The organism is Parviterribacter kavangonensis (assembly GCF_056863335.1).
The window spans coordinates 694,730-720,821 of the sequence record NZ_JBXPJA010000003.1 but is presented as its reverse complement, the minus strand read 5'-3'; the positions used below and the strand labels follow the sequence as shown (position 1 = coordinate 720,821).

The following is a 26,092-nucleotide window of genomic DNA, read 5'->3' as shown; positions in this document are numbered from 1 at the left end:
CTTGACAGGTGTTGGTCGATCTCGAGCCGGTAGCTGAGCCACCTCTCCGGGATGGAGGCCTCTGGCTTTGCGTCCCCGCCTCACGACGGAGTTGCCTTTTTCGATCTCGTGCGCAGCGACTCCGATCTCCGGTCGTCTTCGCGGCGCAGACGGCATGGTGCACGCCGCGACCCCGGTTGTCACGCGATTCGGACGCTTGTCGTAAATGTTCAGCGCGCGCTCAAGTTCGCGAGCGTCGCGGCCACTTCGGCGAGGTGTTCACCGGCGGTGCGAGCGCCGCCTCGACGACGAGCATCCGGGGGCCGTCCGGAGGCTGCGTGAGTTTCGTCTTCAGGTCCTCGAGCGCGACTCGCTCGGCGGGCACGTCGAACGCCTCGGTGAGCTTCACGAAGTCCGGCGTGTGCAGCACGAACGGGTCGCCGCCGTCGTGGCGCAGCATCCCGTAGCCCTTGTCGTCGAAGAGCACGATCGTGAGCGGGATCCGCTCCTGCGCGACGGTCGCGAGCTCCCCGCAGGCGAAGAGGAACCCGCCGTCGCCGACGACCGCGATCGTGGTGCGGCCGGCGAGCGCGGCGCCGATCGCCGCCGGGAACCCGAACCCCAGCGTTCCCCATCCGATCGGGTACAGCACCGAGCGCGGTGACGCCGGCCGGTGGAACCCGCCGATCCAGTAGCCGGGGATGCACATGTCGCAGACCACGACCGCGTCGGCCGGGATCGCGTCGAGCAACGTGGCGGCGTCCGGGTCGTCGATGGAGACGTCCGGCCGCTCGAACCACGGGGCCCTCGCCGTGACCTGATGGAGCAGCGCCCCCGCCGCCGGCTCCGCCTCCAAGTGGATCATCACGTCGGGCGTCCACGACTTCGCCGCGTCGTCGCGGTCGACGTTGACCGCGATGAGCGCCGGCGGCCGCGGCATCGCCCAGTTCTGCGTGTCGGTCCCGTCGAAGTCGCTGCCGATCGCGACGACCACGTCCGCCGCGTCCCACAGCGCGCCGACGGCGGGGTGATGCGCCGGCCGCAGCTCGCTCGGATGCACGCCCGCCGCGGAGAGCGTCGTGACGAGCGGCGCCCCGAGCCGCTCGGCAAGCGCCCCTACCGCCTTCCCCGCATCGACCGCGCCGGCACCGGCCCAGACGAGCGGTCGCTCCGCCGCGGCGAGCAGAGACGCGGCCTGGTCAACGGCCGCCTCGTCGACCGTGGCACCTTCCTCTGGCAGCGCCGCGTCAAGACGCGACTGCTGTGCCGCCGCCCCGAGCAGATCGGTGGGGATGCCGACGTAGACCGGACCCATCGGCGGGCGCGTCGCAACGCGGATCGCGTGGTCGACGAGGGCTTCGAGGTCGTCGCCGGGCACGGCCTCGAAGCGGGCCTTCGTGACCGGCGCGAAGAGGGCGGGCTGGTCGTCGGTCTCGTGCAGGACGCCGCGGTTGACGCCGGGGCGGCGCAGCGTCGACGGGACGTCGGTGGCGATGACGACGAGCGGCGATCCCGACGCGTACGCCTCGCCCGTCGCGGTCACGGTGTTCGCCGCGCCGGGGCCCGTCGTGACGAGCGCGACGCCCGGACGCCCCGTCGCCCGCGCGTAGCCGTCGGCCGCGTACGCCGCCGTCTGCTCGTGGCGGACGGAGACCAGGCGGATCGGCGACGCCCGCAGCGCCTCCCACGCGGGGAGGTTGTGCACGCCGGGCAGGCCGAAGACGACGTCGGTGTGCGTCTCGAGGGCGGAGACGAGCGCCTCGGCGCCGGTGCTCACACGACGTGCCTCGCCGGCCGCGCTCACACGACGTTCCTCTCCGGCCGCTCGGCGCCGAGGCCGAAGCGGGCGACGTCGAGGGGTGTCACGTCGATCTCCGGGGTGCGGCCGAGGAAGAGGTCGCGGATGGTCTCGCCGACGGCGGGCGCCTGGAGGAAGCCGTGGCCGGAGAAGCCGGTCGCGTAGAGGAAGCGCGGGTCGCCGGAGATCTCGCCGATGAGCGCGTTGTGGTCGGGGGTCATCTCGTAGAGGCCGGTCCAGCCGCCACGCAGCTCGGCGCGCGCGATCGCGGGCGCGCGATGCTCGGCGGCGTCGGCGAGCGCGGTCTCGACGTCCTCGGCCTCGGTCGCGATGCCCATCAGCAGACCCGGTCCCTCCCGGTGGAAGTAGAAGCCGGTCGCGAAGTCGATCGTCATCGGGACGTCGCCCTCCAGTCCCTCGACGGGGCCGGTGAAGCGGATGCGGCGCGCCAGCGGCTCGACCGGCAGGACGACGCCGGCCATCGCGCCGATCGCCGCCGACCACGGTCCCGCGGCGCACACGACGCACTCCGTCGTGACCGTGCCGCGCGGCGTGACGACGTCGCGCCCGTCGAGCCCCGTCACCTCGCAGCCGGTCACGACCGTCGCGCCGTGCGCGCGGGCGCCGGCGGCGTAGCCCTGCACGACCGCGTCGGGCGTCGCGTGACCGTCGTCGGGCGACCACGCCGCGGCGAGCACGTCGTCGACGCGCAGCACCGGCGAGAGGCGCTTCGCCTCCTCCGGCCCGATCAGCCGCGACGGCACGCCGAGCGCGTTCTGCATCGCGATGCTGCGCTCGAACGTGGCGACGTCCTCGGGGCGCGTGAGGACGAACAGGTAGCCGACCCGGTGCAGGTCGATCTCCGCGCCGGGCCGCCGCCCGAAGTCCGCGAACGCCTCGAGCGACCGCGCCCCGAGCCGCACGTTCACCTCGTCGGAGAACTGGGCGCGGACGCCGCCCGCCGCCTTCGACGTCGACCCGCCGCCGAGCTGCCCGCGCTCGAGGAGAAGGACGTCCTCGACGCCGGCCTCCGCGAGATGGAACGCGATGCTCGCCCCCATCACGCCGCCTCCGATGACGACCACCGAAGCGCGGGAAGGGAGCATGCGCGCACGCTACGCCATGATCTCCGGCCCGTGAACCGCGCCCTCGAAGCCTTCGCCCTCCACCACCTCGAAGACGCACGCGCGGAGAGGGAGCCCTCTCGCGGAGAGGCCGGGGGGGCCGATGGGCCCGATGCCGGAGGGTCGCGGGTGCGGCGGATCGGGGCGGTCGACCCCTCCGCTCTCGCAGCGCCAGTGCGCCAGCGGATCGACGCGTACCTCGACCGGCTGCTCGATCAGCGCAAGGAGCTCGACAGCCGGTCGGCGCCGGCGTGGTGGCGCGACGGGCAGCCGGTGATCTTCGAGCGGCTCGCCGACTGCGCGCTGGGGGACTTCGCGGACGTCGCCGCCGCGGCGGCCGAGCGGCTCGCCGACGACGGGTCGGCGCGCGGCGGGCTGCTGCTCTTCGTCCGCGGCATGGCGGACGGCGAGGACTTCCTCGCCGTGATGAAGGTGGAGCTGGCGCCGCTCGAGGACGTGCGGTGGGAGCCCGGCGCGGTCGATGCCGCCGAGGCACTGCACGAGATCGTGATCCCGCACGTGCTGCCGCGCGCCCGCGGGCTGCAGAAGGCGGCCGTCCTCCCCGGCCCCGACGACGCGCCGCTGTGGGTCGTCGACGACCAGACGCCGGGCGCCGCGCAGTACTGGATGCGCTTCCTCGGCGCGCAGGCGCGGCCGAACCCCAAGGAGCGCCTGAAGCGCGTCGCCGCGATCGCGAGCGACGTGCTGCGCAAGGACTTCCAGCACGGCGACGACGAGCCGATCGCGCGTGCCGTCGCCGCGGCCGCCGCGAGCCCGACGGCCGTGCTGCCGGATCGGTTCCTCGCCACCGTCGCCGAGCACGCGGGCGTCCCGGCCGACGACGTCGTCCGCCGCGCCGGCGACCGTGACCCCATCGTGATCACCGACCGCTACGCGATCTCCCCGCAGGCCGCCCGCGAGGCGCGCACCACCTACGACCTCGGCGACGAGGTGAAGCTCACGGGCCCGCGCCGGCTCCTCGAGCAGCGGGCCCGCAAGCGCGTGATCGACGGACGGACCTACCTCCAGGTCCTCGTCACCATCGAGCCGCGCGTCCGGCACTCCTGACGGCGCGGCGGCTCACCGGCAGGCCGGCACGCGGCGGCTGACGCGCAGCGTCTTGCCGGTCGTCGTCCGGGCGACGAGGCGGATGGTCCGGGCGCGGCTCGTGCCGACGGAGACCGGCACCAGGAAGCGGCCGCCGCGGCGCAGCGCGCGGAGCTTCTTGCCTCTGAGCAGGCGCACCGGCTCGCTGCCGGTGTCGACCGTGATCCACCGCAGCGTCGCGCGGCCGCGCGGGTCGCGCACGGGGATCCGCAGCCGCTTCACCGGGCAGGCGCGCGACGTGACGGGCTTCGGCGACGAGGAGGGCGCCACGGTCGCGGGCCACGGGGTCGACGGCGGCGAGGACTCGGCCGGTGTCTCCGACGACGACGACTCGGTCGACGGATCGGCCGGAGGATCGGCCGGCGGGTCGACGCCGAGGTCCGGGTCGTCGTGCCGGATGCTGTTCTCGAGGATGAACAGCCCGGTGTACGTCAGCGCGTAGTCGCGCAGGCCGTAGCGATGGTCGTTCTGCTCGGTCGGCATCGGCAGCGCGCCGCCCACGATGCGGATCTTGCCGTCGCCGAGCGGCAGCTCGCCGACCGAGACCTGCGACCCGTCGTCGGACGTCCCGTCGGTGTCGCCGGTCGTGCCGATCGTGTGCCCGCCGGCGGCCTTCCACGCCTCCGAGTCGACGACCGTCATCGGCGTCGTCCCGTCGACCCCGTCGATCCCGAAGCCGAGCGGCCCGCCCTCGACGAGCTGCCGCGCGTTCGGCCGCAGCCCCTCGACCATCGGGTGCTCGAAGTCCTCGATGTTCGCGTACGGCTGGTAGACCTGGATGTCCTTGACGGCGTCGGCCGGCACGACGCCCAGCTCCGCCAGCGCATGCAGCGCGCGGTCGGTGAGGACGAGGTTGCCCCCACGGCGCACCCAATCGCCCAGCGACTTCGCGTACGCCGCCGCGTCGACGCTGCGGCCGCGATCGTCGGCGGGCCGCACCACGTCGGCCAGCACCAGCGTGTCGACGCGGTCCAGCGACGCGCCGCCCGCGGCGACGTCGGCCGACGCCACCGGCACGAGCGGCGACGGCATGAGCTCGCTCTCGTCCGCGAAGAACCGCTGGTTCGTCGCCTCGTAGGACCGCTGCGTCACGGGCTTGCCGTCCGCGCCCACACCGTCCTTGTCCGGCCCCGGCAGCGTTCCGGCCCCGTTCTCGTCGCGGTCGGTGACCGTGTCGGGGTTGGTCACGTAGCCCGCACGCCCGACCGGGTCGACGACGACGTTGTCCGCGTTGAACTCGTCCTCCTGGAAGAGCGCGTACGCCATCGACGTCTTGATGATCGCCCGCGTCGCGTTGATGTGGTTCTCCTGCAGGTAGACGTTCCAGATCTTGTCCGGGACGGTGTGGTTCAGGAAGATCTCGTAGTCCATCCCGGTCACGCCGAGGTCGGTCGCCATGTAGTCGCCGATGAACCCGGTGTCCGTGTAGCCGAGCGTGTCCCACACCGTCGCCCAGTGCGCGGGCTTCGTCGGGATGTCGCCCGACTCCGCCTCACCCTCGTTGCCGGACGTCGCCTCCTCGATCTGGTCGACGATCCCGCCGTACAGCGTGTCGTCGATGACCGACTTCGTGCGCTCGGCGATCGCCATCAGCCGCCGGTGCTGCACGGAGTCGAACTGCCCCGCCGGGTACATGACGTCGACGTAGGCCTGCGAGGTCAGCTCGCCGTGGACGTCGGCGCCGTAGGCCATCTTGCCGCCGGCCGACTGCGCCGCGACCTCGTGCATGAACTTGTGGCCGGACGCCGCCTCGGACTCCTGCAGCGGGTTGCGGCGCGGGTCGATGCGGCCGATCGTCGGCATCTGGCGGTTGATGTCGGTGCCGATCGAGTTGCCGCGCTCGTACGGCAGCGGCGGCTTGGCCCACAGGTCGCCGACCGCCCAGCCGTCGACGTTGAAGTCGACGAGGTAGACGACCTCCTTCTTGAGCAGGTCCGCGACCTCGTAGGAGTGGAACGCCGGCTTGCGCCCCGTCGTCGACGTGTAGTTGTCGACGCCGTCGCTGATCGAGCCGCCTTCAGTGGCGGCGACCGCGAGGTCCTCGGCGGTGCGCAGGCCGCCCTCCAGGCCGCCGCGCTCGTTGCCGTGCACCGACAGCGAGTAGAAGAGGGCCTGCTTGTCGTCGTCGGGCACCTCGTGGTCGGTGATCTTCACGACCTGGATCTCGCGCCCGTCCCCGGTGTCGCCCTCCTCGCCGGGCCGCTTGCCGTCGGGGCCGGCGCTGACCGCGGTCGGGCCGTAGAGGTCGCTCAGCTTGAAGACCGAGACGTACTGCGGGTACTGCTGCGCGAGGTACTCGATGCCGTGCTGGTACTCGATGAACCCGAACGGGTCCGCCGTGTACTGCACGTACGCGCGCGTGAGCGGCGCCTCGGGGAAGATCCGGCCACCGCAGAGGTCGAGCGGCGGGCCGCCCTTGTACCCGTCCGTGCAGACGGGCGTCGCCGCTGCGGGCGCGGCGGCGACGAGGACGAGCAGGAAGGCGACGGACGTGACGAGGCGACGCATGTCGGCGCCAACGCCGCCTTCCGGGGGAACTTGCGGGCCGACCCGTGACCGGGGGGATGAGATCCGGGTATGGTCCGGGGCGCCTGATGTCCTTCGCTTCCCCGCAGTTCGATCTGAGCGACGAAGCGCTCGACGACTCCACCCACCTGATCGCCGTTCGCGGTGAGGTCCACGTCTCGACTGCCCCGGAGTTCTCGGAGCGGCTGAACGACGCCATCGCCAAGGGGAAGACCGGCGTGGTCATCGACATGACCGACGTCGAGTTCATCGACTCGACCGGCCTCAGCGTCCTGCTGAACGCCCTGCGGCGGGTCACCCGGCAGCAGGGGGCGCTCGCCCTGGCAGTCTCGAATCCCACCGTTCTTCGGCTCTTCGAGATCACGCGGCTGGATTCGACGTTCGACATCGCCCCGACGCGCGACGAGGCGATCGCCCGCGTGCGCCGCAACGGCGCGACCCAGCGGTCCTAGTTCGCGGCGGGCGCCAGCTCGGCCGGAGCGCCGAAGGCGGTCAGCATCTCGGGCAGGGCGACGGAGCCGTCCTCGCGCTGGCCGTTCTCGAGCAGGGCGATGATGTGGCGCCACGTCACGGCCGTCCCGTTGAGCGTGTGCAGCTCCTCCGGCTTGCCGTTCTCGGGCCGCATCCGGATCTTCAGACGCCGCGCCTGGAAGTCCGTTGTGTTGGAAGTCGACGTCACCTCGCGGTAGCGCTGCTGCCCGGGCATCCACGCCTCGCAGTCGTACTTGCGCGCCGCCGAGGCCCCGAGGTCGTCCACCGCGATGTCGACGACCCGGTACGGGATCCCGAGCTCCTGGAGGATCTCCTCCTCGATCGCGAGCAGCCGCAGGTGCTCGGCCGGCGACTCCTCGGGCGGGACGAACGAGAACATCTCGACCTTGTCGAACTGATGGACGCGGAAGATGCCGCGCGTGTCGCGGCCCGCGGCGCCGGCCTCACGGCGGAAGCACGACGAGAAGCCCGAGTAGCGCTTGGGCAGCGCGGACGCGTCGAGGATCTCGTCGGCGTGCAGCGACGCGAGCGCGACCTCGGAGGTGCCGACGAGGTAGAGGTCGTCCTCGGGCACGCGGTAGATCGCCTGCTCCGTGTCGGGGAGCATGCCCGTCCCGTAGAGCGCCTCCTCGCGCACGAGCACGGGCGGCACGACCGGCTCGAAGCCCTTGGCGCGCAGCTTCTGCAGCGCCCACATCACGAGCGCGAACTCGAGCATCACGAGGTCGCCGCGCAGGTACGCGAAACGCGACCCGGACAGCCGCGCGGCGCGGTCCATGTCGATGAGCTCGCCCGCCAGCTCGAGGTGGTCGCGGCCGGCCTTCGTCGCGTCGCCGACCTCGCGGATCGTCGTGTCCTCGTCGGGCGCGCCGTCCTCCGCGACGTTGGGCAGCGAGGAGAGCAGCGCGTCGCGCTCGCTCTCGACGGCGTCGCGCTCGGTGCCGAGCTCCTTGACCCGGCCGGCGACCTCGCGCATCCGCGCCATCGCCTCCGACGCGTCCTCGCCGGCTTTCTTGGCGCGGCCGATCTCCTGGCTCGCCGCGTTCTGCTCGGCGCGCAGCTCCTCGAAGCGCGCGACCGCCGCGCGCCAGCGCTCGTCCAGCTCGAACCAGCGGTCGAGCGTCGCGGCCGGCGCGTCGCCGCGCCGCGCGAGCGCGGCACGGACCGCGTCAGGCTCCCGGCGGATCCGCTTGGGGTCGAGCACCCCGCGCGGCTACGGGTTGTTCGGAGCCGGCGGGCTCTTCGCGTCCTTGCCGGCGTACTTGGCGATGTACTCGGCGACCTTCTTCGCGTCGTCGCCGACCACGATGTTCTCGGGCATGATCGCCCCCGAGAACCCGCCGTTGCGGATGGCGTAGAGGACGGACTCGACGTCCTCGTTGCGCTGGTTGAAGTTCGGGCCGTCGGTCCGCTCGCGATCGCGGACCTTGGTGGCCGAGCCCTGGGTACCGGCGGACTCGAGGGTGTGGCAGCCCGAGCACTTGTCGGAGAAGATCTCGGCGCCCTGGCGCAAGCGGGAGTTGGACGCCTGGTCGCCGCCCTCGAGCTTGACCCCCTGCTGGCCGCAGGCGGCGAGCAGAGCGGAGGCGACGAGGAGCCCGGCGGCAGGCTTGAACGAGCGTGTGACCATCAGCGGGGCGCCACTCTAGGACACTTGCGCCCGTTCATGACCCGTCATCGTGCAATCGCGAGCCTCCTCGTCGCCGGAGCGTTGCTGTCCGGCTGCGGGTCCGACCCCGTCGACGTCGACGGCCGGACCCTCCGCATCCGCCTGGATGAGTTCCGGCTGATCCCGCAGGACCTGCGCGTCAAGGAGGGGCGCCTGCGGATCGTCGCGACGAACGTCGGGCGCCTCACGCACAACCTCCAGGTGGTCAAGCAGAACGAGGACGACCTCGAGGCGCTGCCGACCGAGATCGCCGGGACGCGCAGCGCGCAGCCGGGCGAGAGCACCTCCGTCACGATCGACGACCTCGCGGCCGGGAAGTACCGGATCGTCTGCACGATCGCCAACCACGACGACCTGGGGCAATACGGCACGCTGACGGTCGAGGGCGAGTGAAGGGAACCGCTCGCGAGCGGCGAACTGGATAGCCGCCCGGCGCCGATCCGGCAGACGGTCGCTCAGTGTGTCCCTTCGCGATCCGTCTTCCCACCGGCGGCAACGGAAGGGGTCGTGCGCCGGGCCTCATCCTCCTCGCCTTATCGTTGCTCCGGGTGAGCCTCGACCAGCGACGCTTCCGCGACACGCTCGGCGCGTTCCCGACCGGCGTCACGATCGTCACCGCGCCCGGCCCCGCCGGCCTGACGACGAACGCGTTCTCGTCGGTCTCGCTCGACCCGCCGCTCGTCCTCGTGTGCTTCGACCGCACGTCGCGGACGCTGCCGGCCGTGCAGCGCGCCGAGCGTTTCGCCGTCAACTTCCTGCGCGCCGGCGACGAGGAGCTGGCGCAGCTGTTCGCCTCGAAGGCGGTCGCGAAGGAGAAGTTCCGCGAGGTGACGCACACCGAGGCGCACGGCGTGCCGGTGCTCGACGCCGCGCTCGCGTGGCTCGTCTGCGACGTCGACCGGCTCGTCGAGGCCGGCGACCACGTCATCGCGCTCGGCGCCGTGCGCGACCTGCGCCTCGGCGTCGGCGACCCGCTGCTGTTCTTCCGCGGCGCGTACGGGGAGCTCAGAGACCGCTCGTCACGGTGAGCAGGCGCACCAGCAGGAACGCCGCCGCCGCCGCACCGAGCACCATCGTCCCCATCTCGCGTCGCACGATCTGCAGGACGACCGAGCGCTGCTCGGCCTCCGGCAGCGTGCCGACCGCCTTGGCGTCCTCCAGCCCGCGCTGATCGAGCACCGTCCGGGCCGAGAGGATCCGGTACTGCTCGGCCAGGAACCCGACGACGACCGGCAGCACGGCGTAGAGCCAGAAGAGCCCGTCGTCGGGCCGCGACCCCGACAGGTACGCGGCGCCCGCCACGAGCGCGACGACGAGGCTCGCGACCTGGCCGGTGCGGACGAGGACCCAGAACGCACGCGAGACCTCGACCCGCCACCATCTGTAGCCGCCATATCCGGCGGCGAGGGCGTTCAGGATCGCCGCCACCAGGGCAGTGCTCTCGGTCAGCGCTTCCATGGGTCAGATCGTGTCGCCCGGCACTAAGTAACAATCGCGCACAAACAGTGCTATACCGCTGAATCCCGATGCTCCGCTCGTACCTCCCCGCCCTCGTCTTCCTCGGTCTGGGAACGCTCGTCGGGACCGTGTTCGCGTTCCTCAACGCGCTGTTCGGCACAAGGGGGCGCCGTCAGAACATCGCCAAGGGCGACCCGTACGAGTGCGGCCTGCCGTCGGAGGTCAAGAAGAACTTCCGCTTCGGGATCAGCTTCTACCTGATCGCGATGCTCTTCATCCTCTTCGACATCGAGGTCATCTTCCTCTACCCCGTCGCCGTCCAGCTGCGGGCGTTCGGGACGTTCGCGATGGTCGAGACGATCGTCTTCATCGCGCTGCTGGCCATCGCCTTCGTCTACGTCTGGCGCCGAGGTGCGCTCGAATGGAAGTAGTCCGCCACTCGCCGGCCATCCCCGGCCACCCCACGACGCCGGAGCGCCCCACCGACTTCCGCCTGCAGCAGCTGCGCGCCCGCGACATGCTGCGCGGCGACCTGGAGGGCCGGGAGCTCGAGGAGTACGTCCAGTCGCGGCTCATCACCACGACGCTCGACAAGGCCGTCCAGTGGGCGCAGGGCAACGCGATCTTCCCGCTCACGTTCGGCCTCGCCTGCTGCGCGATCGAGATGATGACCATGGTCGCCGGCCGCATGGACATCGCGCGCTTCGGCTTCGAGGCGTTCCGCGCCTCGCCGCGCCAGGCCGACATGATCATCCTGTCGGGCCGGATCAGCATCAAGATGGCGCCGATCGTCCGGCGCATCTACGACCAGATGCTCGAGCCGAAGTTCGCCATCGCGATGGGCGCGTGCTCGTCGTCGACCGGCGTCTTCAACAACTACGCGATCGTCCCGGCCGACAAGTTCATGCCGGTCGACGTTCACGTCCCCGGCTGCCCGCCGCGGCCGGAGTCGCTCGTGCACGGGATCCTGCGCCTGCGCTCGATGATCCAGGACGACCCGGCGATGGGCTGGCGTGAGCGCTACGGCGCCGAGCAGACGACCGAGGTCGTCCCGAGCAGCGACGAGACCCCCACCGCGGACAACGTCTACCGCGAGGTCACCGGGGGTGCCTGACGCCACCGGGCTCGAGCTCCTCGCCGGGGAGCTCCGGGACGCCGACGCGGACGCGGTCCTCGACACGCTGCACTTCCGCGGCAAGGGCACGATCATCGTCGAGCCGTCGAAGATCGGGTTCGTGCTCGAGCACCTGCGCGGCAAGGGCTTCCGCTTCCTCGCCAGCGTGCACGGCGTCGACTACTACCCGGAGGAGCCGCGCCTCGGCGTGCACTACGAGCTCCTCGACATGGAGACCGTGGATCGCCTGACGGTCAAGCTGCGCGTCCACACCGAGGCGCCGAACGTGCCGTCGGTGACGCCCGAGTGGCCGACGGCCGACCACCAGGAGCGCGAGGTCTACGACATGTTCGGCGTGGTCTTCGACGGCCATCCGGACCTGCGCCGCATCCTCATGCCGGAGGACTACGAGGGCTTCCCCCAGCGCCGCGACTTCCCGGTCGGCGGCGAGCCGGTCCTCTTCACCTTCAACGACGCACGCGGGACGGACTACACGCAATGAGCGCTCTCGACACGCCTTCGAGCGGCCCGCTTCAGGTCGATCCGTACGGCGACGGCTTCGCGCGAGAGGAGCAGGCCGACACCACCGACGAGCTCCTCACCATCAACTTCGGCCCGCACCACCCGGCGACGCACGGGGTGCTGCGGCTCATGACCACGCTCGAGGGCGAGGTCGTCCGCGACGTCAAGCCGGTCATCGGCTACGTCCACACCGGCATCGAGAAGACGGCCGAGGACAAGAGCTACTGGAAGGTCATCCCCGTCGTCGAGCGGATGGACTACCTCGCCTACTACTTCAACGCGTACGCGTTCTGCGGCGCGGTGGAGACGCTGCTCGAGCTGGAGGTGCCCAAGCGGGCCCAGTACCTGCGCGTCATCCACATGGAGCTCAACCGGATCAAGTCGCACCTGGTGTGGCTGGGGACGAGCGCGCTGGACCTCGGCGCGATCTCGATGTTCTGGTACTGCTTCCGCGACCGCGAGTCGATCCTCGACCTCTTCGAGATGTCGTCCGGCCAGCGGATGCACACGCGGTACTTCCAGATCGGCGGCGTCGCCGAGGACATCCCGCCGGGCTGGGCCGAGAAGGTCCGCGTCTTCACGAAGGGCATGCGCGAGCGCGCCGACCAGTACGGCGCGCTGCTCAACCGCAACGAGATCCTGCTGCAGCGCCTGCGCCATCTCTGCGTCGTGCCGAAGGAGCGGATGCTCGAGCTCGGCGTGACCGGCCCGCTGCTGCGCGCCGCCGGCGTGCCGTGGGACCTGCGCAAGGCGGCGCCGTACTCGTCGTACGAGGACTTCGAGTTCAAGATCCCGATCGGGACCGAGGGCGACAACTACGACCGATACGCGGTCCGCCATCGCGAGATCTACGAGAGCTGCGCGATCATCGACCAGGCGCTCGACGGGCTGCCCGAGGGCCCCTACGTCGCCGACGACCGCAAGGTCGTGCTGCCGCCGCGGCACGAGCTGGCGACGTCGATGGAGTCGCTCATCCACCACTTCAAGCTCGTCACCGAGGGCTTCCGCGTCCCGCCGGGCGAGGTCTACTTCCCGATCGAGGGCCCGCGCGGCGAGTACGGGTGCTTCGTGCGCTCCGACGGCTCGGCGAAGCCGGCGCGCGTGCACATGCGCGACCCCTCGTTCGTGAACCTGCAGGCGACCGGCGACATGGTCCGCAACCACTACATCGCGGACTTCATCGCGACGCTGGCGATGATGGACCCGGTCCTCGGAGGCATCGACCGGTGAGCGGTCTGCCGCCTGTCCCCCGCTTCGCGCACGGCTCGCGCGTCCCCGGCTGGGACGACTCGGTCGACCTCGACAAGGACCCGATCGGCGTCCCGGACGAGGCGCTCACCGCGGTCCCCGCGGACCTGCGCGCCGAGATCGAGGGGATCATGGCCAAGTACCCCGATCGCCGGTCGGCGGCGCTGCCCGCGCTGGCGGCGGCGCAGCGGGTGCACGGCTGGTGCTCGCCCGAGGCGATCGAGCAGACCGCGGCGGTCATGCGGCTCACGCCCGCGTACCTGATCTCCGTCGCGACCTTCTACGACATGTTCGACACGAAGCCCATCGGGCCCCATCGTGTCTACGTCTGCACGAACATCTCGTGCTCGCTCAACGGCGGCCGGCAGCTCTTCGACGCGATCCAGGCCGAGGTGGGCGACGACCCGGACATCGACGCGCGCCACTTCGAGTGCCTCGGGGCGTGCGACATCGCGCCGATGGCGTCGATCGACAACGTCTACGTCGGCCCGATCGAGCTCGACGAGGTGCCGACGCTCGTCGAGCAGATCCGCAACGGGCGGGCGCCGCTTCCGGAGAAGCAGATCGGCAAGCGCCGCAGCGTCGACCCGAAGGCCGCGTCGCCGGGCGCGCCGACGTCGTTCGGCCCGCCGATGGGCGACGAGACGAAGGACGGCCCGGTGGCCCCGATCGAGCAGGCGCCGGAGGCGCCGGAGCAAGGCTGATGACGGACATCCTGCTGTTCAAGGAGATCGACGAGCCGGGGCTCGCCACGCTCGACGTCTACGAGCGCCGCGGCGGGTACCGCCAGCTGCGCCGGGCGCTCGAGATGACGCCCGACGAGGTGCTCGCGGAGCTGAACGCATCGGGCCTGCGCGGCCGCGGCGGCGCCGGGTTCTCGATGGGCAAGAAGGCGTCCTTCCTGCCGAAGGGCTCGATGGACAAGTACCTCTGCTGCAACGCGGACGAGTCCGAGCCCGGCACCTTCAAGGACCGCGAGCTGATGCAGAAGAACCCGCATCAGCTCATCGAGGGCATGATCATCGCCGCGTACGCGGCGGGCATCAACCGCGCGTTCATCTACATCCGCGGCGAGTACGCGCTGCAGGCCGACGTCCTCGACGCGGCGGTCGCCGAGGCGGAGCGGGCCGGCTACCTGGGCGAGCGGATCCTCGGCTCGGACCTGACGCTGTCGCTCGTCGTGCACCGCGGCGCGGGCGCGTACATCTGCGGCGAGGAGACGGCGCTGCTCGACTCGCTCGAGGGCAAGCGCGGCAACCCGCGCCTGAAGCCGCCGTTCCCCGCGAACCAGGGCCTCTACCAGGGGCCGACCCTCATCAACAACGTCGAGACGCTGTCGACCGTGCCGCACATCCTCGCGATGGGCGGCGCGGAGTACGCGACGATCGGCACCGAGACGTCGACCGGCACGAAGCTCGTGTCGGTGTCGGGCAACGTCAAGCGGCCCGGCAACTACGAGATCGAGCTCGGCATCCCCGCGCGGGAGATCATCTACGACCTCGCCGGCGGCCCGCCCGACGGGCGCGAGGTCAAGTTCTGGTTCCCCGGCGGCTCGAGCGCGCCGGTGCTGCTGCCCGAGCACCTCGACCTGCCGTATGACTTCGACTCGATGGCGAAGGCCGGCTCGATGCTCGGGTCCGGCGCGATCATCGTCATCGACGACTCGCACTCGGTCGTCGACGTCGCGCTGTGGACGGCCGAGTTCTACCGCCACGAGTCGTGCGGGAAGTGCTCGCCGTGCCGCGAGGGCACGAACTGGACCGTGAAGATGCTCGAGCGCATCAAGTCGGGCGAGGCGACCCCGATGGACCTCGACATCGTCGCGTCGGTCTGCGAGAACATCATCGGCAACTGCCTCTGCGTCCTCGGCGACGCGATGGCGATGCCGGTCGGCTCGATGGTCGCGAAGTTCCGGCCCGAGTTCGAGGCGTACATCGAGGAGGCGCGGCGCCGCAACGAGCTGGCGCTCGACGAGCCCCTCGACGTCCCGCTCCAAGTCCTGCAGGGAGCGCACTGAGCGATGCCGCGTCCCGACGTGCAGATGGTGACGTTCACCATCGACGGCCTCGAGGTGACCGCGCCCCAGAACGCGATGCTGGTCGACGCCGCGAAGTACGGCGACATCGAGATCCCGGTCTTCTGCTACGAGCCGAAGCTCGGCCAGCCGGTGGGCGCGTGCCGCATGTGCCTCGTCGAGGTCGAGGGCATCCCGAAGCTGCAGACCGCGTGCTCGACGCCGGTCAAGGACGGCATGGTCGTCCACACGCAGACCGACCGGGTGCGCACCGCGCAGGAGGCGGTCGTCGAGTTCCTGCTCGTCAACCACCCGCTCGACTGCCCGGTCTGCGACAAGGGCGGCGAGTGCCCGCTGCAGGACATCTCGTTCGGGTGGGGCGGCGGCCGCTCGCGGTTCATCGAGCCCAAGCGCCACTTCCAGAAGCCGCTCGCGCTGTCGCCGCTCATCCACATCGACCGCGAGCGCTGCATCCTCTGCTACCGCTGCGTGCGGTTCTCGCAGGAGGTCGCCGAGGACTACCAGCTCGTCCTGCAGGAGCGCGGCGCCGCGACGTACGTCTCGACCTTCGACGGCCATCCCTACGTCGCGCCGTTCAGCGGCAACATCACGGAGCTGTGCCCGGTCGGCGCGCTGACCTCGCGCCCGTACCGCTTCCGCGCGCGCCCGTGGGACATCGAGAACGCCGCGTCGATCTGCACGCTGTGCCCGTCGCAGTGCAACGTCACCTTCACCGTCCGTGACGAGCGCGTCCTGCGCGTGCTCGGCCGCGACAACGACGCCGTCGACGACGGCTGGCTGTGCGACAAGGGCCGCTTCGCCTACCAGGCGGCGCACGTCGACGAGCGCATCACCGAGCCGATGGTCCGCGACGGCGGCGAGCTGCGCCCCGTGTCGTGGGAGCGTGCGCTCGACGAGGCCGCGGCCGCGCTGAGGCGCGCCGGCGGCGCCATCGGCGCGATCGCCGGCGGCGAGACCACCAACGAGGAGGCCTTCCTGCTGCAGCGGCTGCTGCGCGAGGGCTTCGGCGCGACCGATCTCGACAGCGCCCCGTACGGGTCGCGGTCGCGCGACGACCTGCTCGCGCTCGCCGATCCGGCGCTGCAGGCCGAGGTCGAGGACCTCGACTGGGCGCACGCCGTGCTCGTGCTCGACACCGAGCCGATCGACGACGCGCCGATCCTCGACCTGCGCATCCGCAAGGGCGTGCGGCGCAACCGCGTGAAGCTCGCGGTCGCCACCTCGCGCCCGTCCGCGCTGGACCCGAACGCCGCGGTCTCGGTGCGCTACGCGCCGGGCCGGGGCGGAGAGCTCGCCGCCGCGCTGGCGGCGGCGCTCCGCGGCGGCGACATCGCGTCGGCCGCCTCGGCGGCGGGCGCGTCGGAGCAGGACGTGCGCGGGCTGGCCGACTGGCTCGGCGGCATCGGCACCGACGTCGTCGTCGTGTGGGGCGAGCGCCTGCGCTCGGCCGCCGGCGTGCTCGCGCTCGCCGAGGCGCTGTCGCTGCGCGGGCGCAAGGGCGCCGGGCTGCTCGAGGTGCCGGCCGGCACGAACGGCCGCGGCCTGCGCGAGGCGGGCTTCGCGCCCGGCGTCGCGCCGGGCTACGCCGAGGCGCCGGCCGGGCGCGCGACGCCGGAGATCGGCGCCGCGCTGGCCGACGGGTCGCTGGCCGCCGTCTACCTGCTCAACGTCGATCCGCTGCGCGAGCTGCCGGACCGCACGACGTGGCAGCGCGGCCTCGACCGCGCGAGCACCGTCATCGCGCACGCCGCGTTCCTCACCGAGGGCATCCGCGAGCACGCGACGATCGTCTTCCCGCACGAGTCGGGCGCCGAGAAGGAGGGCACGGTCGTGCACCCCGACGGCCGCCTGCAGCGCGTGCGCCAGTCGATCGGCCACCAGGGCGGCAACCGCTTCGAGTGGCAGGTCATCGCCGACATCGCTTCGCGCGCCGGCCTCGACCTCGGCGTCTTCACCGGCGGCATGGCGTTCCAGCAGCTCGCCGCCGCGGTGCCGTTCTACGCCGGGCTGACGCTCGACGAGATCGCCGGCAAGGGCATCCGCTGGCACGAGCGCGACGCCGCCTCGGCGTTCCCCGAGATCCCCGCGCGCGCGGAGACCCCCTCTTCACCGGCGCCCGCGGCCAGCCCGAACGGGCGCCTGCGCCTCGGCACCTTCCGGTCGATCTGGGCGGCGCCCGAGGTCGAGGTGTCGCCGGCCCTGAAGTTCCTGACCGCGCGCCAGCGGGCCGAGATGTCGCCGGAGGACGCGGCGCGACTCGGGCTCACGCACGGCGAGCGCGTCGAGGTCGGCGCGAACGGCACCCGCGTGCGCGCGACCGTCGCCCTGCGGCACGACATGCCGGCGGGGACGGTCTTCCTGGAGGAGAACGTGGCCGAGGACGCGGCGAACGCGCTCACCGGCGAGGAGCTGGTGGAGGTGCGCAAGCCGTGACGGTCCTGGCTGATGCCGCGGTCTACGAGGACTGGTGGATCCAGGTCCTCAAGGGGATCGTCATCTTCGTCGTCGCCCTGCAGCTCCTGCCGCTCGTCATCATCGGCGAGCGCAAGATCCTCGGGCGCTTCCAGATGCGCTACGGCCCGAACCGCGTCGGCCCGTTCGGCGCGTTCCAGCCGCTGGCGGAGATCGTGAAGTTCGCGACGAAGGAGAACGTGCGGCCGAAGACCGCGATCCCGTTCCTCTACACGCTCGCGCCGGTGATCTCGATCATGACCGCGGTCGCCGCGTTCGCGATCATCCCGTTCGGCGACACCGTCGACATCTTCGGCACCGAGGTCGGCCTCTACGGCATCGACGTCTCGATCGGCGTCCTCTACGTCTTCGCGTTCGGCGCGATCGCGTTCTACGGGCTCATGCTCGGCGGCTGGGCGAGCGGGTCGAAGTACTCGTTCCTCGGCGCGATGCGCGCCGCCGCCCAGCTCATCTCGTACGAGGTGTCGCAGGGCCTCGCGCTCGTCGGCGTGCTCATGACCGCGGGCACGCTGTCGCTGACGGGCATCGTCGACGCCCAGCAGGGCATGTGGTACATCGTCCCGCAGATCGTCGGCTTCCTCATCTTCCTGGTCGCCGGCTTCGCGGAGACCAACCGCGCGCCGTTCGACCTCCCCGAGGCGGACGCCGAGCTCGTGCAGGGCTACATGACGGAGTACGGCGGCACGAAGATGGTCGCCTTCCTCTTCGCCGAGTACCTGAACATGCTCACGGTCTCGCTGCTGGCGACGACCTTCTTCCTCGGCGGCTGGCTGCTGCCGTTCGGCATCGACCCGCCGACGTGGGTCGACCCGTTCGTCGTGCTCGGGAAGATGTTCCTCTTCCTGTTCTTCTTCATGTGGGTGCGCGCGACGCTGCCGCGCCTGCGCTACGACCAGCTCATGTCGCTGGGCTGGAAGGTCCTCCTGCCGCTGGCCACGCTCAACGCGCTGGTCACGGCGATCCTGGTGGTGACGCTCGACTGATGACTCCCTACGACCCCGGTCCCGACGTCGTCGAGGTCGTCCGCGCGCCCGAGCCCGGCGGCGCCGGCGGCGCCTATCGCGTGTTCGGCGAGACGCTGCGCGGGCTCAAGACGACCTTCGGCCGGCTGCTCGAGAAGCCGAGCACGATCCAGTACCCCGAGGAGAAGACGCCGGTCTACCCGCGCTTCCGCGGGCGGCACCGGCTGCACCGCTTCGAGGACACCGGGCTGGAGAAGTGCGTCGGCTGCTCGCTGTGCGCGGCCGCCTGCCCCGTCGACTGCATCCGCGTCGTCGCGGCGGAGAACACGCCCGAGCACCGCGTCTCGGCCGGCGAGCGCTACGCGGCCGTCTACGAGATCAACTTGTCGCGCTGCATCTTCTGCGGCTACTGCGAGGTCGCGTGCCCGTTCGACGCGATCACGATGGGGCACGACTACGAGATGAGCGACTACAACCGGTCGGACCTCATCTTCACGAAGGAGATGCTCCTCACCGAGCCGCTCGAGCGCACGCCGCTGCGCCGTGAGGGCGAGTGAGGGCTGGCTAGGCTTCCGCGCGCCTCATGGCCGAGCTCTTCTTCTTCGTCGCCGCCATCGGAGCCCTCGCCGGGGCGTTCGGGGTCGTCTTCTACTACGAGAACCCCTTCTACAGCGTGCTCGCGCTCGTCGGGCACCTGCTGTGCCTCGCCGCGCTGTTCCTGCTGCTGCGCGCGGAGTTCGTCGCCGCGGCGCAGGTCGTCGTGTACGCGGGCGCGGTCATGGTCCTCTACGTCTTCGTTGTCGCGTACATCGGCAGCGCCGAGCCGGTCGGGACCCCGCTCGGGCCGAACCTCCGCCTGATCACGTACCTCGTCGTGGGCGGCGTGCTCATCGAGCTGTGCATCGCGCTGCTCGGCACCGGCCTGAAGGCGATCGACACCGAGGGCGCCGCCTACCGCGCCGCGACCGAGACGCAGCCCGGCTTCGGCACACCCGAGGCGATCGGCCAGCTGCTGCTGACGAAGTTCCTGCTGCCCTTCGAGCTCGCGTCGATCCTGCTGACGATCGCCGCCGTCGGCGCCGTCGTGCTCGCCCGCCGCCGCGGGGGCATCCGGGTCGACGAGGACGCGATGACCGTCAGCGCGATGGAGCTCGTGCGCCCCGCCGAGAGCGGGACGATGCGCGAGGCCGTCGGCTCCGGCGTCCCGGACGTCGAGGCGGCGAAGCGGCCGGAGATCGCGGCGGGCGCCGGCCGCGGCGCCGATGACCGGGAGGGCGGCTGGTGAACGTCTCCTGGTACCTCGTCGTCTCCGCGTTCATCTTCGCCATCGGCGCGGGCGGCGTCCTCATCCGCCGCGACCCGCTCGTGATCCTGCTCTGCCTCGAGCTGATGCTCAACGCGGCGAACCTCGCGTTCCTCGCCTTCGCGCGGATGCACGGCAACGAAGAGGGCCAGATCATGGCCATCATCGTCATGGTCGTCGCCGCCTGCGAGGTGACCGTCGGCCTCGGCGTCATCGTCGCCATGCACCGGCGGCGGCTGCCCATCGACGTCGACGAGCTGCGGGAGCTGCACGGCTGACATGACGTCCGTCAAGACGTTCGCGTGGTTGACGCTGCTCCTGCCGCTTGCCGGCACGATCGTCAACGCCCTCGGCTACCGAGTCTTCAAGGGACGCACTCCCGGCTACATCGGGACGCTCTTCCTCGGCGCGTCGTTCGTCACCGCGATCCTCATGCTGCTCGCGCTGCTCGACCTCCACGAGGAGGAGCGGCACGTCGTCGCGGTCGCGTGGGACTACGCGAACGTCGCGGCCGGCGGGGGACAGCGCCTCGACGCGCAGCTCTCGCTGCTGGTCGACCCGCTCAGCGTCTTCATGACGGTGACGATCACCGGCGTCTCGACGCTGATCCACCTCTACTCGATCAGCTACCTCAGCGGCGACCGCGGCTACAGCCGGTACTTCTCGTACCTCAACTTCTTCGTCTTCTCGATGCTCACGCTGATCCTCGCGGGCAACTTCGTGATCCTCATCGTCGGGTGGGCGTTCGTCGGCGCCGCGTCGTACCTGCTGATCTCGTTCTGGTACCGGCGGAACACGGCGACGGCGGCGGGCATCAAGGCCTTCGTCATCAACGTGCTCGGCGACGTCGGCCTCGTGCTCGGCACGTTCTTCATCTTCAAGGGCACCGGCACGCTCGACTTCCTCAAGACGTTCGAGGAGGTCGGCACCGCGTTCCCCGGCACGAACGACGCCGACCTCGTCGCGGGCTGCATCCTGCTGCTCGTCGGCGCGTTCGCGAAGTCGGCTCAGATCCCGCTGCACACGTGGCTCGCGGACGCGATGGAGGGCCCGACGCCCGTCTCCGCCCTGATCCACGCGGCGACGATGGTCACCGCCGGCGTCTACCTCATCGCGCGCATGTGGCCGCTGTTCGAGCGCGCCCCCGCCGCCGCGGACGTCGGCACGATCATCGGCCTGCTGACGCTGCTCGTGGCGGGCACGATCGGCCTCGCCGTCACCGACCTCAAGCGGGTCATCGCCTACTCGACGATGTCCCAGATCGGCTACATGATCATGGCCGTCTCCGCCGGCGCCTACGCCGCGGGGATCTTCCACTTCATGACGCACGCCTTCTTCAAGGCGCTGCTCTTCATGGCGGCCGGCTCGATCATCGGCGCGATGGCCGGGGTCCAGGACCTCGACAAGATGAGCGGCTTCCGCAAGGCGATGCCGTTCACGTTCGGGTGCTTCGTCGTCGGCGGCCTCGCCTTGTCCGGCATACCGCCGTTCTCCGGCTTCTTCTCGAAGGACGAGATCCTCGCGCTCATGGGCGAGCGCGGCGGCTGGCACTGGATCGCCTACGTGCTCGGCTACGTCGGCTCGTTCATCACCGCGATCTACACGTGGCGCATGATCTTCCGCGCCTTCTGGGGCGAGCCCTCGCCCGAGGCGCGCGAGCTCGAGGGCGGCCACCTCCACCACGCGGACGTCCCGCGCAACCCGATGACGGGCGAGGAGGAGGACACCGACGTCGGCTTCCCGGGGCCGGAGCACCACATCGCCGAGCACGCCTTCCCGATGAAGGCCGCGATGGGCATCCTCGCCGTGCTCGCGACGGTCGGCGGCGTGCTGCAGATCCCGTTCCACGTGACCGACGTCATCCACGAGTTCCTCGCGCCCACGTTCGAGGGCTCGAGGTACTACGAGGCGCTGGATCCGTCGGACGGCTTCGTGCTCGTCGGGCTGGTCGTCGGCGCGATCGTGGGCGTCGCGGGCATCGCGCTCGCGTACACGATCTGGGTCCGCAAGCCCGGCACCTCGCGCCGCGTGCAGGAGCGCTTCGCCCCGCTGCACCGGCTCTTCGTCAACAAGTGGTACGCCGACGAGGCGCTCGACCGCCTCTTCGTCCGCCCGTCCGCCGCGTTCGGCCGCTTCGCGCAGAGCACCTTCGAGCGGGTCTTCGTCGACCGCACGCTCGTCGGGGGCGCCAGCGGCATCGTCCGCGCCGGCAGCGCCGCCGCCCGCGCGCTGCAGACCGGCTTCCTGCGCGCCTACGCCGCGCTGCTGCTGGTCGGCATGGCCGGCGTCCTCCTCTACGTCCTGATCAAGGCCTCGTGACCCTGCACCTCTCCTTCGTCCTCTGGCTGCCGCTCGCGTTCGGCCTGCTGGCGCTGTTCCTTCCGCGCGCGGTCGCGGGGTGGGTGGCGCTCGTCGGCTCGCTCTGCGCACTGGCCTACGCGATCGCCCTGGTGGTCGACTTCGACTCCGGCGTCCGCGGCCTGCAGCACGTCACCGACGAGACGTGGATCAGCGAGCTCGGGATCCACTACAAGCTCGGCGTCGACGGGGTGAACCTGTTCCTCATCGTGCTCGCGACGCTGCTGTTCAGCGTCTCGATGCTGTGGGCGGTCCTCGAGGCGCGCCGGGAGCGCGAGAAGCAGTTCTTCTTCCACCTCTCGCTCGCCCACACCGCCGTGCTCGGCGCCCTGCTCGCGCAGGACCTCGCGCTGTTCGTCGTCTTCTTCGACCTGATGCTCGTGCCGGTGTTCTTCCTCACCGGCATCTGGGGCGGGCCGAACCGGATACCGGCGATCACGAAGCTCTTCATCTACACGCTCGTCGGCTCGCTGCTGATGCTCGCCGCGGCGGTCGCGACCGGCGTGCTGAGCGCCGGCGACGGCGGCGTCTCGTTCGTGCTGAGCGATCTGCAGCGCAACAGCCTCGGCGACGGCACGCAGCGGTGGATCTTCCTCTGCTTCGCGGCGGCGTTCCTCGTGAAGATGCCGGCGTTCCCGCTGCACGGCTGGGTCCCCGACGGCTACCGGACCATGCCGCTGCCGGTGCTGGCCGTCTTCTCCGGCGTGATGTCGAAGGTCGCGGCCTACGGGTTCCTGCGCATCGTGCTGCCCCTCTTCCCCGACGCGTCCTCGGACTTCCAGCTGCTGATGCTGGTCATCGGGCTGGCGTCGATCCTCTACGGGTCGGCGATGGCGTTCACGACCACCGAGACGCGGCTGATCCTCGGGTACTCGTCGATAGCGCAGCTCGGGTTCATCCTGCTCGGCATCTTCTCGCTGGAGCAGGAGGGCGCCCAGGGCGCGATCCTCCAGTCCTTCAACCACGGCCTCGTCGTGGCGCCGGCGTTCTTCATCGTCGGGCTGCTGGCGGCGCGCGCCGGCGGGTCGGACGACCTGCGCGACATGGGCGGCCTCGCGTTCCGCGCCCCCGTGCTCGCCGCGATGTTCCTCATCGTCGTGTTCGCGACGCTGGCCATGCCGGGCTCGTCGAACTTCGTCGGCGAGTTCATGATCCTGCTCGGGGTCTTCCGCGACAACCTCGTCATCGCGCTGGTCGCCTCGACCGGCGTCGTGCTGGCGAGCGTCTACGCGCTGCGTCTCTTCATCGGCGCGATGCACAACCGCGTCGGGCCGCGGGCGGAGTCGCGTGACATGCGGTTCGCCGACGGGCTCGTCCTCGTGCCGCTGGTCGGCGTGATCCTCGCGCTCGCGCTGTACCCGCAGCTGCCGCTGGAGAAGGGCGAGCGCGACATCAACCGGTCGATCGCCGCCGCGCAGCGCGCGGACGGGATCGCCGAGACGTCCCGGGCGGAGGTGGCCAAGTGATCCTCGCCGCCGATCTCCAGGGCCCGCACATCGACTGGGCCGGCCTGTCGCCGCTGCTCGCGGTCCTCGGCGGGTCAATGCTCGTCCTGCTCACCGGGCTGCTGCGCGCGCGGTTCATCCGCGAGACGCTCGTCCCGCTGCTGTCGATCGCCGCGCTCGGTGCGTTCCTCGGCCTGTCGATCTGGCAGTGGGGCGACGACAAGTCGATCATGTCGGGCGCGCTGCGCATCGACGAGCTGGCGCTGTTCCTGAACTTCCTCTTCGCCGTCGGCGGCATCGCCGCGGTGCTCCTGTCGTGGCGGTCGCTCGCGCCGCGCGAGGCGGCGCACGGCGAGTACCACGCGATGCTGCTCGCGTCGATCGGCGGCATGAGCGTGCTCGTCGCGGCGCAGAACACCGTGTCGCTGTTCCTCGGGTTCGAGCTGCTCTCGATCCCGCTGTACGTGCTGTGCGCGACGGAGATGCGGCGCGAGAAGTCGCTCGAGTCGGGGCTGAAGTACCTCATCCTCGGGTCGGTCGGGTCGGCGACGCTGCTCTACGGCCTGGCGCTGCTCTACGGCGCGACGGGCTCGACGGACTTCGGCGGGATGGCGCAGGTCATCCGTGAGGGCGGCCTCGAGTCGGACACGATGCTGCTCGGCGGCGTCGGGCTCGTCGTCGTCGGCCTGGCGTTCAAGGCCTCGGTGGCGCCGTTCCACCAGTGGACGCCCGACGTCTACGAGGGCGCGCCGACGCCGGTCACGGCGTTCATGGCCGTGGCGACGAAGGCGGCGGCGTTCGGCGTGCTGCTGCGGATCATGGACGTCGCGCTGATCGACGCCTGGGACGTCTGGGCGCCGGCGCTGGCGGTGCTCGCCACGATCACGATCGTCGTGGGCAACGTCGCGGCGATCGGGCAGACGTCGCTCAAGCGGCTGCTCGCATGGTCGTCGGTTGCGCAGGCCGGGTACCTGCTGGCCGGCGTGCTGGTCGCGACGTCGCTCGGCGTGCGGGCTGTGTGCTTCTACCTCGCCGTCTACCTGGCGATGAACCTCGCCGCGTTCGCGGTGATCGTCGCGCGCGAGCGCGAGGCCGGCCTTGGCGACGGCATCGACTCGGTGGCGGGCATCGGCCCGGACAAGCCCGTGCTCGGCGTGCCGCTGACGATCGCGATGCTCGGCCTCGCCGGCATCCCCGCGACCGGCGGCTTCATCGGCAAGTTCTTCCTGATCGAGGCGGCGGTCGACAACGGCTACACGTGGCTCGGCATCGTGATCGTCCTCGGGTCGGCCGTGTCGCTCGCGTACTACCTGCGCGTGGTCGCCGCCGTGTGGATGCGCCCCGCCGTGGCGGCGGTGCGCCCGGTTCCCGCGGCGCGGCCGCTGCTGGCCGGCGGGTCGGCGGAGATCGCGGGCACCGACGAGGAGCCGCTCCCCGCCGCCGCCGTCGCGGACGCCGACATCCCGCGGACGCATCCCGAGGTCGCCTTCGTCGCCGTCGTGGCGGCTGCCGCGACGATCGTCGCGGGCGTCGTGCCGGGGCCGTTGTTCGATCTCGTGCGTGAGACGGGCACCGCGCTGGGCAACCTGCTTTAAGGCGACCCCTTCCGCAGGAGGCAACGATGGACGACGAACGCGAGCCGGACCAGACCGAGGACCCGCGCAAGCAGGGCACCGGCCAGGGCTATCCGGAGAGCAACCCCGCGGGCGAGGGCACGAACGACGGCCCCGACTCCGGCACCGGCGGGGCCAACCAGGCGTCGCCCGACACGTCGGCCGGCCAGGACTCGGGGCCCGAGAAGGCGACGGGCAACCCGAACTCCTGACCCGTCGCCGCGCGGCCCCGCCGCGGTCTCCGGCTGAAGCGTCGGCCCCCGGGGTAGGCGCGAGGACATGAAGCTGATCCGCCGCAAGAAGGAGCCGACGCACGCCGAGCAGGCGCTCGGCTACGCGAGGCTCGTCGTCCGCGGACTCGTCGCTCTCCGCGTCGCCCGCAACGCCCACAAGTCGTACAGGTTCGCGCGCAAGCTGCCGCTCATCGGCGCCGGCTTCGTGGCCACGACGCTGCTGCTCAAGAAGCTCGCCGGCCGCAAGCAGGACGCCAGCGAGGCGCAGTGGACCCCGCCGTCGACCGCGCAGACGCCCGCGTCGCCGTCGGTCCCGACCCCCGCGGCGCCCGCTCCCAACGGCGGCTCGCCCGCGACGGCCGCCGCCACGCCTCCGCCGGTCGAGACGGCGTCGACGGGCACGCCGCCCGCCGACCTCGAGCCCGAGCCGCCCGCCGCTCCGACGGTCGACCCCGCCGTCGGCGACGAGCCGGCCGGCACGGCGACGGGCGTCGGCGACGGCCCCGAGCTGACCACCGAGGGCGGCGACATCGCCCCGGAGCTCGAGGGCTCGGACGCCACCAAGAAGGACGAGGCCTAGCGGCTCTCCCGGCGCGGTTCCCGCTCCGTGCGGGGATCGCGTCGACGCGGCCGG

Annotated in this window: 26 protein-coding genes and 1 riboswitch; of the genes, 20 read left to right on the top strand and 6 right to left on the bottom strand. The window is 71.4% G+C overall.

Going from position 1 to position 26,092, the window contains the following annotated elements:
* Nucleotides 1-25: 25 nt before the first annotated feature.
* Nucleotides 26-106, bottom strand: a riboswitch (cyclic di-GMP riboswitch).
* A gap of 114 nt (nucleotides 107-220) precedes the next feature.
* The gene (locus AC1UE4_RS23400) at nucleotides 221-1,756 is read right to left on the bottom strand and encodes a thiamine pyrophosphate-binding protein (protein WP_482919745.1); all 1,536 of its coding nucleotides are present in this window, start codon (nucleotides 1,754-1,756) and stop codon (nucleotides 221-223) included.
* 23 nt (nucleotides 1,757-1,779) lie between these two features.
* Nucleotides 1,780-2,883 (bottom strand): NAD(P)/FAD-dependent oxidoreductase, encoded by a 1,104-nt coding sequence (locus AC1UE4_RS23395; RefSeq protein ID WP_482919744.1) that lies wholly within the window; start codon nucleotides 2,881-2,883, stop codon nucleotides 1,780-1,782.
* Between the two features lie 192 nt (nucleotides 2,884-3,075).
* Here AC1UE4_RS23395 and AC1UE4_RS23390 point away from each other — a divergent pair, with 192 nt between their 5' ends.
* The gene (locus AC1UE4_RS23390; RefSeq protein WP_482919743.1) at nucleotides 3,076-3,969 is read left to right on the top strand and encodes a hypothetical protein; all 894 of its coding nucleotides are present in this window, start codon (nucleotides 3,076-3,078) and stop codon (nucleotides 3,967-3,969) included.
* A 12-nt stretch (nucleotides 3,970-3,981) separates the two neighbouring features.
* Here AC1UE4_RS23390 and AC1UE4_RS23385 read toward each other — a convergent pair whose 3' ends face one another.
* Nucleotides 3,982-6,516: a M14 family zinc carboxypeptidase gene (locus AC1UE4_RS23385; RefSeq protein WP_482919742.1), complete on the bottom strand. Its 2,535-nt coding sequence runs from the start codon at nucleotides 6,514-6,516 to the stop codon at nucleotides 3,982-3,984.
* A gap of 86 nt (nucleotides 6,517-6,602) precedes the next feature.
* Between AC1UE4_RS23385 and AC1UE4_RS23380 the strand changes: the two genes are divergently transcribed.
* Nucleotides 6,603-6,986 carry an STAS domain-containing protein gene (locus AC1UE4_RS23380; protein ID WP_482919741.1) on the top strand — a complete coding sequence of 128 codons (384 nt, stop codon included), beginning with the start codon at nucleotides 6,603-6,605 and terminating at the stop codon, nucleotides 6,984-6,986.
* On the opposite strand, the gene serS is transcribed toward AC1UE4_RS23380, so the two are convergent.
* Both serS and AC1UE4_RS23370 read right to left on the bottom strand, forming a co-directional pair.
* Entirely contained in the window at nucleotides 6,983-8,230 is a 1,248-nt protein-coding gene (gene serS / locus AC1UE4_RS23375) for a serine--tRNA ligase (protein ID WP_482919740.1), read from the bottom strand. The genes AC1UE4_RS23380 and serS overlap by 4 nt on opposite strands.
* 9 nt (nucleotides 8,231-8,239) lie before the next feature.
* Complete coding sequence (locus AC1UE4_RS23370; RefSeq protein WP_482919739.1) at nucleotides 8,240-8,656, bottom strand: c-type cytochrome; 417 nt, start codon at nucleotides 8,654-8,656, stop codon at nucleotides 8,240-8,242.
* 36 nt (nucleotides 8,657-8,692) lie between these two features.
* Here AC1UE4_RS23370 and AC1UE4_RS23365 point away from each other — a divergent pair, with 36 nt between their 5' ends.
* Together AC1UE4_RS23365 and AC1UE4_RS23360 are read left to right on the top strand one after the other, a co-directional pair.
* Nucleotides 8,693-9,088, top strand: a complete 396-nt coding sequence (locus AC1UE4_RS23365; RefSeq protein ID WP_482919738.1) for a plastocyanin/azurin family copper-binding protein — start codon at nucleotides 8,693-8,695, stop codon at nucleotides 9,086-9,088.
* Nucleotides 9,089-9,243: 155 nt separating this feature from the next.
* Nucleotides 9,244-9,723, top strand: coding sequence for a flavin reductase family protein (locus tag AC1UE4_RS23360; RefSeq protein ID WP_482919737.1), 480 nt, complete (start codon nucleotides 9,244-9,246; stop codon nucleotides 9,721-9,723).
* Here the strand turns inward: AC1UE4_RS23360 and AC1UE4_RS23355 are convergent.
* Nucleotides 9,701-10,153 (bottom strand): hypothetical protein, encoded by a 453-nt coding sequence (locus AC1UE4_RS23355; RefSeq protein WP_482919736.1) that lies wholly within the window; start codon nucleotides 10,151-10,153, stop codon nucleotides 9,701-9,703. The genes AC1UE4_RS23360 and AC1UE4_RS23355 overlap by 23 nt on opposite strands.
* Nucleotides 10,154-10,221: 68 nt before the next feature.
* On the opposite strand from AC1UE4_RS23355, the gene AC1UE4_RS23350 reads away from it, so the two are divergent.
* From AC1UE4_RS23350 to AC1UE4_RS23275, 16 genes are all read left to right on the top strand, one after another.
* Nucleotides 10,222-10,584, top strand: a complete 363-nt coding sequence (locus AC1UE4_RS23350; RefSeq protein ID WP_482919735.1) for an NADH-quinone oxidoreductase subunit A — start codon at nucleotides 10,222-10,224, stop codon at nucleotides 10,582-10,584.
* An 86-nt stretch (nucleotides 10,585-10,670) separates the two neighbouring features.
* The gene (locus AC1UE4_RS23345) at nucleotides 10,671-11,267 is read left to right on the top strand and encodes an NADH-quinone oxidoreductase subunit B (RefSeq protein ID WP_482919810.1); all 597 of its coding nucleotides are present in this window, start codon (nucleotides 10,671-10,673) and stop codon (nucleotides 11,265-11,267) included.
* Complete coding sequence (locus AC1UE4_RS23340; protein WP_482919734.1) at nucleotides 11,260-11,769, top strand: NADH-quinone oxidoreductase subunit C; 510 nt, start codon at nucleotides 11,260-11,262, stop codon at nucleotides 11,767-11,769. The genes AC1UE4_RS23345 and AC1UE4_RS23340 overlap by 8 nt, the downstream gene beginning before the upstream one ends.
* On the top strand, nucleotides 11,766-13,019 hold the full coding sequence (locus AC1UE4_RS23335) for an NADH-quinone oxidoreductase subunit D (protein WP_482919733.1): 1,254 nt from the start codon (nucleotides 11,766-11,768) through the stop codon (nucleotides 13,017-13,019). The genes AC1UE4_RS23340 and AC1UE4_RS23335 overlap by 4 nt, the downstream gene beginning before the upstream one ends.
* On the top strand, nucleotides 13,016-13,741 hold the full coding sequence (locus AC1UE4_RS23330; RefSeq protein WP_482919732.1) for an NADH-quinone oxidoreductase subunit NuoE family protein: 726 nt from the start codon (nucleotides 13,016-13,018) through the stop codon (nucleotides 13,739-13,741). The genes AC1UE4_RS23335 and AC1UE4_RS23330 overlap by 4 nt, the downstream gene beginning before the upstream one ends.
* Nucleotides 13,741-15,054, top strand: a complete 1,314-nt coding sequence (gene nuoF, locus AC1UE4_RS23325; RefSeq protein ID WP_482919731.1) for an NADH-quinone oxidoreductase subunit NuoF — start codon at nucleotides 13,741-13,743, stop codon at nucleotides 15,052-15,054. Before AC1UE4_RS23330 ends, nuoF begins: the two co-directional genes overlap by 1 nt.
* A gap of 3 nt (nucleotides 15,055-15,057) precedes the next feature.
* Complete coding sequence (nuoG, locus tag AC1UE4_RS23320; protein ID WP_482919730.1) at nucleotides 15,058-17,505, top strand: NADH-quinone oxidoreductase subunit NuoG; 2,448 nt, start codon at nucleotides 15,058-15,060, stop codon at nucleotides 17,503-17,505.
* A complete protein-coding gene (nuoH, locus tag AC1UE4_RS23315) occupies nucleotides 17,502-18,527 on the top strand; it encodes an NADH-quinone oxidoreductase subunit NuoH (protein ID WP_482919729.1) in 1,026 nt (341 codons plus the stop codon). The genes nuoG and nuoH overlap by 4 nt, the downstream gene beginning before the upstream one ends.
* Nucleotides 18,527-19,063, top strand: coding sequence for an NADH-quinone oxidoreductase subunit NuoI (nuoI, locus tag AC1UE4_RS23310; RefSeq protein ID WP_482919728.1), 537 nt, complete (start codon nucleotides 18,527-18,529; stop codon nucleotides 19,061-19,063). The genes nuoH and nuoI overlap by 1 nt, the downstream gene beginning before the upstream one ends.
* Nucleotides 19,064-19,089: 26 nt before the next feature.
* Nucleotides 19,090-19,791, top strand: a complete 702-nt coding sequence (locus tag AC1UE4_RS23305) for an NADH-quinone oxidoreductase subunit J family protein (RefSeq protein WP_482919727.1) — start codon at nucleotides 19,090-19,092, stop codon at nucleotides 19,789-19,791.
* Nucleotides 19,788-20,087, top strand: coding sequence for an NADH-quinone oxidoreductase subunit NuoK (gene nuoK, locus AC1UE4_RS23300; protein ID WP_482919726.1), 300 nt, complete (start codon nucleotides 19,788-19,790; stop codon nucleotides 20,085-20,087). Before AC1UE4_RS23305 ends, nuoK begins: the two co-directional genes overlap by 4 nt.
* A gap of 1 nt (nucleotide 20,088) precedes the next feature.
* Nucleotides 20,089-22,128, top strand: a complete 2,040-nt coding sequence (gene nuoL / locus AC1UE4_RS23295) for an NADH-quinone oxidoreductase subunit L (RefSeq protein WP_482919725.1) — start codon at nucleotides 20,089-20,091, stop codon at nucleotides 22,126-22,128.
* Nucleotides 22,125-23,633, top strand: a complete 1,509-nt coding sequence (locus AC1UE4_RS23290) for a complex I subunit 4 family protein (protein ID WP_482919724.1) — start codon at nucleotides 22,125-22,127, stop codon at nucleotides 23,631-23,633. Before nuoL ends, AC1UE4_RS23290 begins: the two co-directional genes overlap by 4 nt.
* Nucleotides 23,630-25,207, top strand: coding sequence for an NADH-quinone oxidoreductase subunit N (locus AC1UE4_RS23285; RefSeq protein WP_482919723.1), 1,578 nt, complete (start codon nucleotides 23,630-23,632; stop codon nucleotides 25,205-25,207). Before AC1UE4_RS23290 ends, AC1UE4_RS23285 begins: the two co-directional genes overlap by 4 nt.
* A 26-nt stretch (nucleotides 25,208-25,233) precedes the next feature.
* The gene (locus AC1UE4_RS23280) at nucleotides 25,234-25,437 is read left to right on the top strand and encodes a hypothetical protein (protein ID WP_482919722.1); all 204 of its coding nucleotides are present in this window, start codon (nucleotides 25,234-25,236) and stop codon (nucleotides 25,435-25,437) included.
* A 67-nt stretch (nucleotides 25,438-25,504) separates the two neighbouring features.
* Nucleotides 25,505-26,038, top strand: coding sequence for a hypothetical protein (locus tag AC1UE4_RS23275; RefSeq protein WP_482919721.1), 534 nt, complete (start codon nucleotides 25,505-25,507; stop codon nucleotides 26,036-26,038).
* The last annotated feature ends 54 nt before the right edge of the window (nucleotides 26,039-26,092 follow it).

What these genes read in the sequence shown, in the direction of transcription:
- AC1UE4_RS23335 (WP_482919733.1), top strand. Translation starts at nt 11,766, where the DNA reads ATGAGCGCTCTCGACACGCCTTCGAGCGGCCCGCTTCAGGTCGATCCG.
- nuoI (WP_482919728.1), top strand. Translation starts at nt 18,527, where the DNA reads ATGACTCCCTACGACCCCGGTCCCGACGTCGTCGAGGTCGTCCGCGCG.
- AC1UE4_RS23355 (WP_482919736.1), bottom strand. Translation starts at nt 10,153, where the DNA reads ATGGAAGCGCTGACCGAGAGCACTGCCCTGGTGGCGGCGATCCTGAAC.
- AC1UE4_RS23345 (WP_482919810.1), top strand. Translation starts at nt 10,671, where the DNA reads ATGCTGCGCGGCGACCTGGAGGGCCGGGAGCTCGAGGAGTACGTCCAG.
- AC1UE4_RS23370 (WP_482919739.1), bottom strand. Translation starts at nt 8,656, where the DNA reads ATGGTCACACGCTCGTTCAAGCCTGCCGCCGGGCTCCTCGTCGCCTCC.
- AC1UE4_RS23380 (WP_482919741.1), top strand. Translation starts at nt 6,603, where the DNA reads ATGTCCTTCGCTTCCCCGCAGTTCGATCTGAGCGACGAAGCGCTCGAC.
- AC1UE4_RS23280 (WP_482919722.1), top strand. Translation starts at nt 25,234, where the DNA reads ATGGACGACGAACGCGAGCCGGACCAGACCGAGGACCCGCGCAAGCAG.
- nuoG (WP_482919730.1), top strand. Translation starts at nt 15,058, where the DNA reads ATGCCGCGTCCCGACGTGCAGATGGTGACGTTCACCATCGACGGCCTC.
- nuoF (WP_482919731.1), top strand. Translation starts at nt 13,741, where the DNA reads ATGACGGACATCCTGCTGTTCAAGGAGATCGACGAGCCGGGGCTCGCC.
- nuoL (WP_482919725.1), top strand. Translation starts at nt 20,089, where the DNA reads ATGACGTCCGTCAAGACGTTCGCGTGGTTGACGCTGCTCCTGCCGCTT.
- AC1UE4_RS23350 (WP_482919735.1), top strand. Translation starts at nt 10,222, where the DNA reads ATGCTCCGCTCGTACCTCCCCGCCCTCGTCTTCCTCGGTCTGGGAACG.
- AC1UE4_RS23385 (WP_482919742.1), bottom strand. Translation starts at nt 6,516, where the DNA reads ATGCGTCGCCTCGTCACGTCCGTCGCCTTCCTGCTCGTCCTCGTCGCC.
- AC1UE4_RS23275 (WP_482919721.1), top strand. Translation starts at nt 25,505, where the DNA reads ATGAAGCTGATCCGCCGCAAGAAGGAGCCGACGCACGCCGAGCAGGCG.
- AC1UE4_RS23365 (WP_482919738.1), top strand. Translation starts at nt 8,693, where the DNA reads ATGACCCGTCATCGTGCAATCGCGAGCCTCCTCGTCGCCGGAGCGTTG.
- AC1UE4_RS23305 (WP_482919727.1), top strand. Translation starts at nt 19,090, where the DNA reads ATGGCCGAGCTCTTCTTCTTCGTCGCCGCCATCGGAGCCCTCGCCGGG.
- AC1UE4_RS23395 (WP_482919744.1), bottom strand. Translation starts at nt 2,883, where the DNA reads ATGCTCCCTTCCCGCGCTTCGGTGGTCGTCATCGGAGGCGGCGTGATG.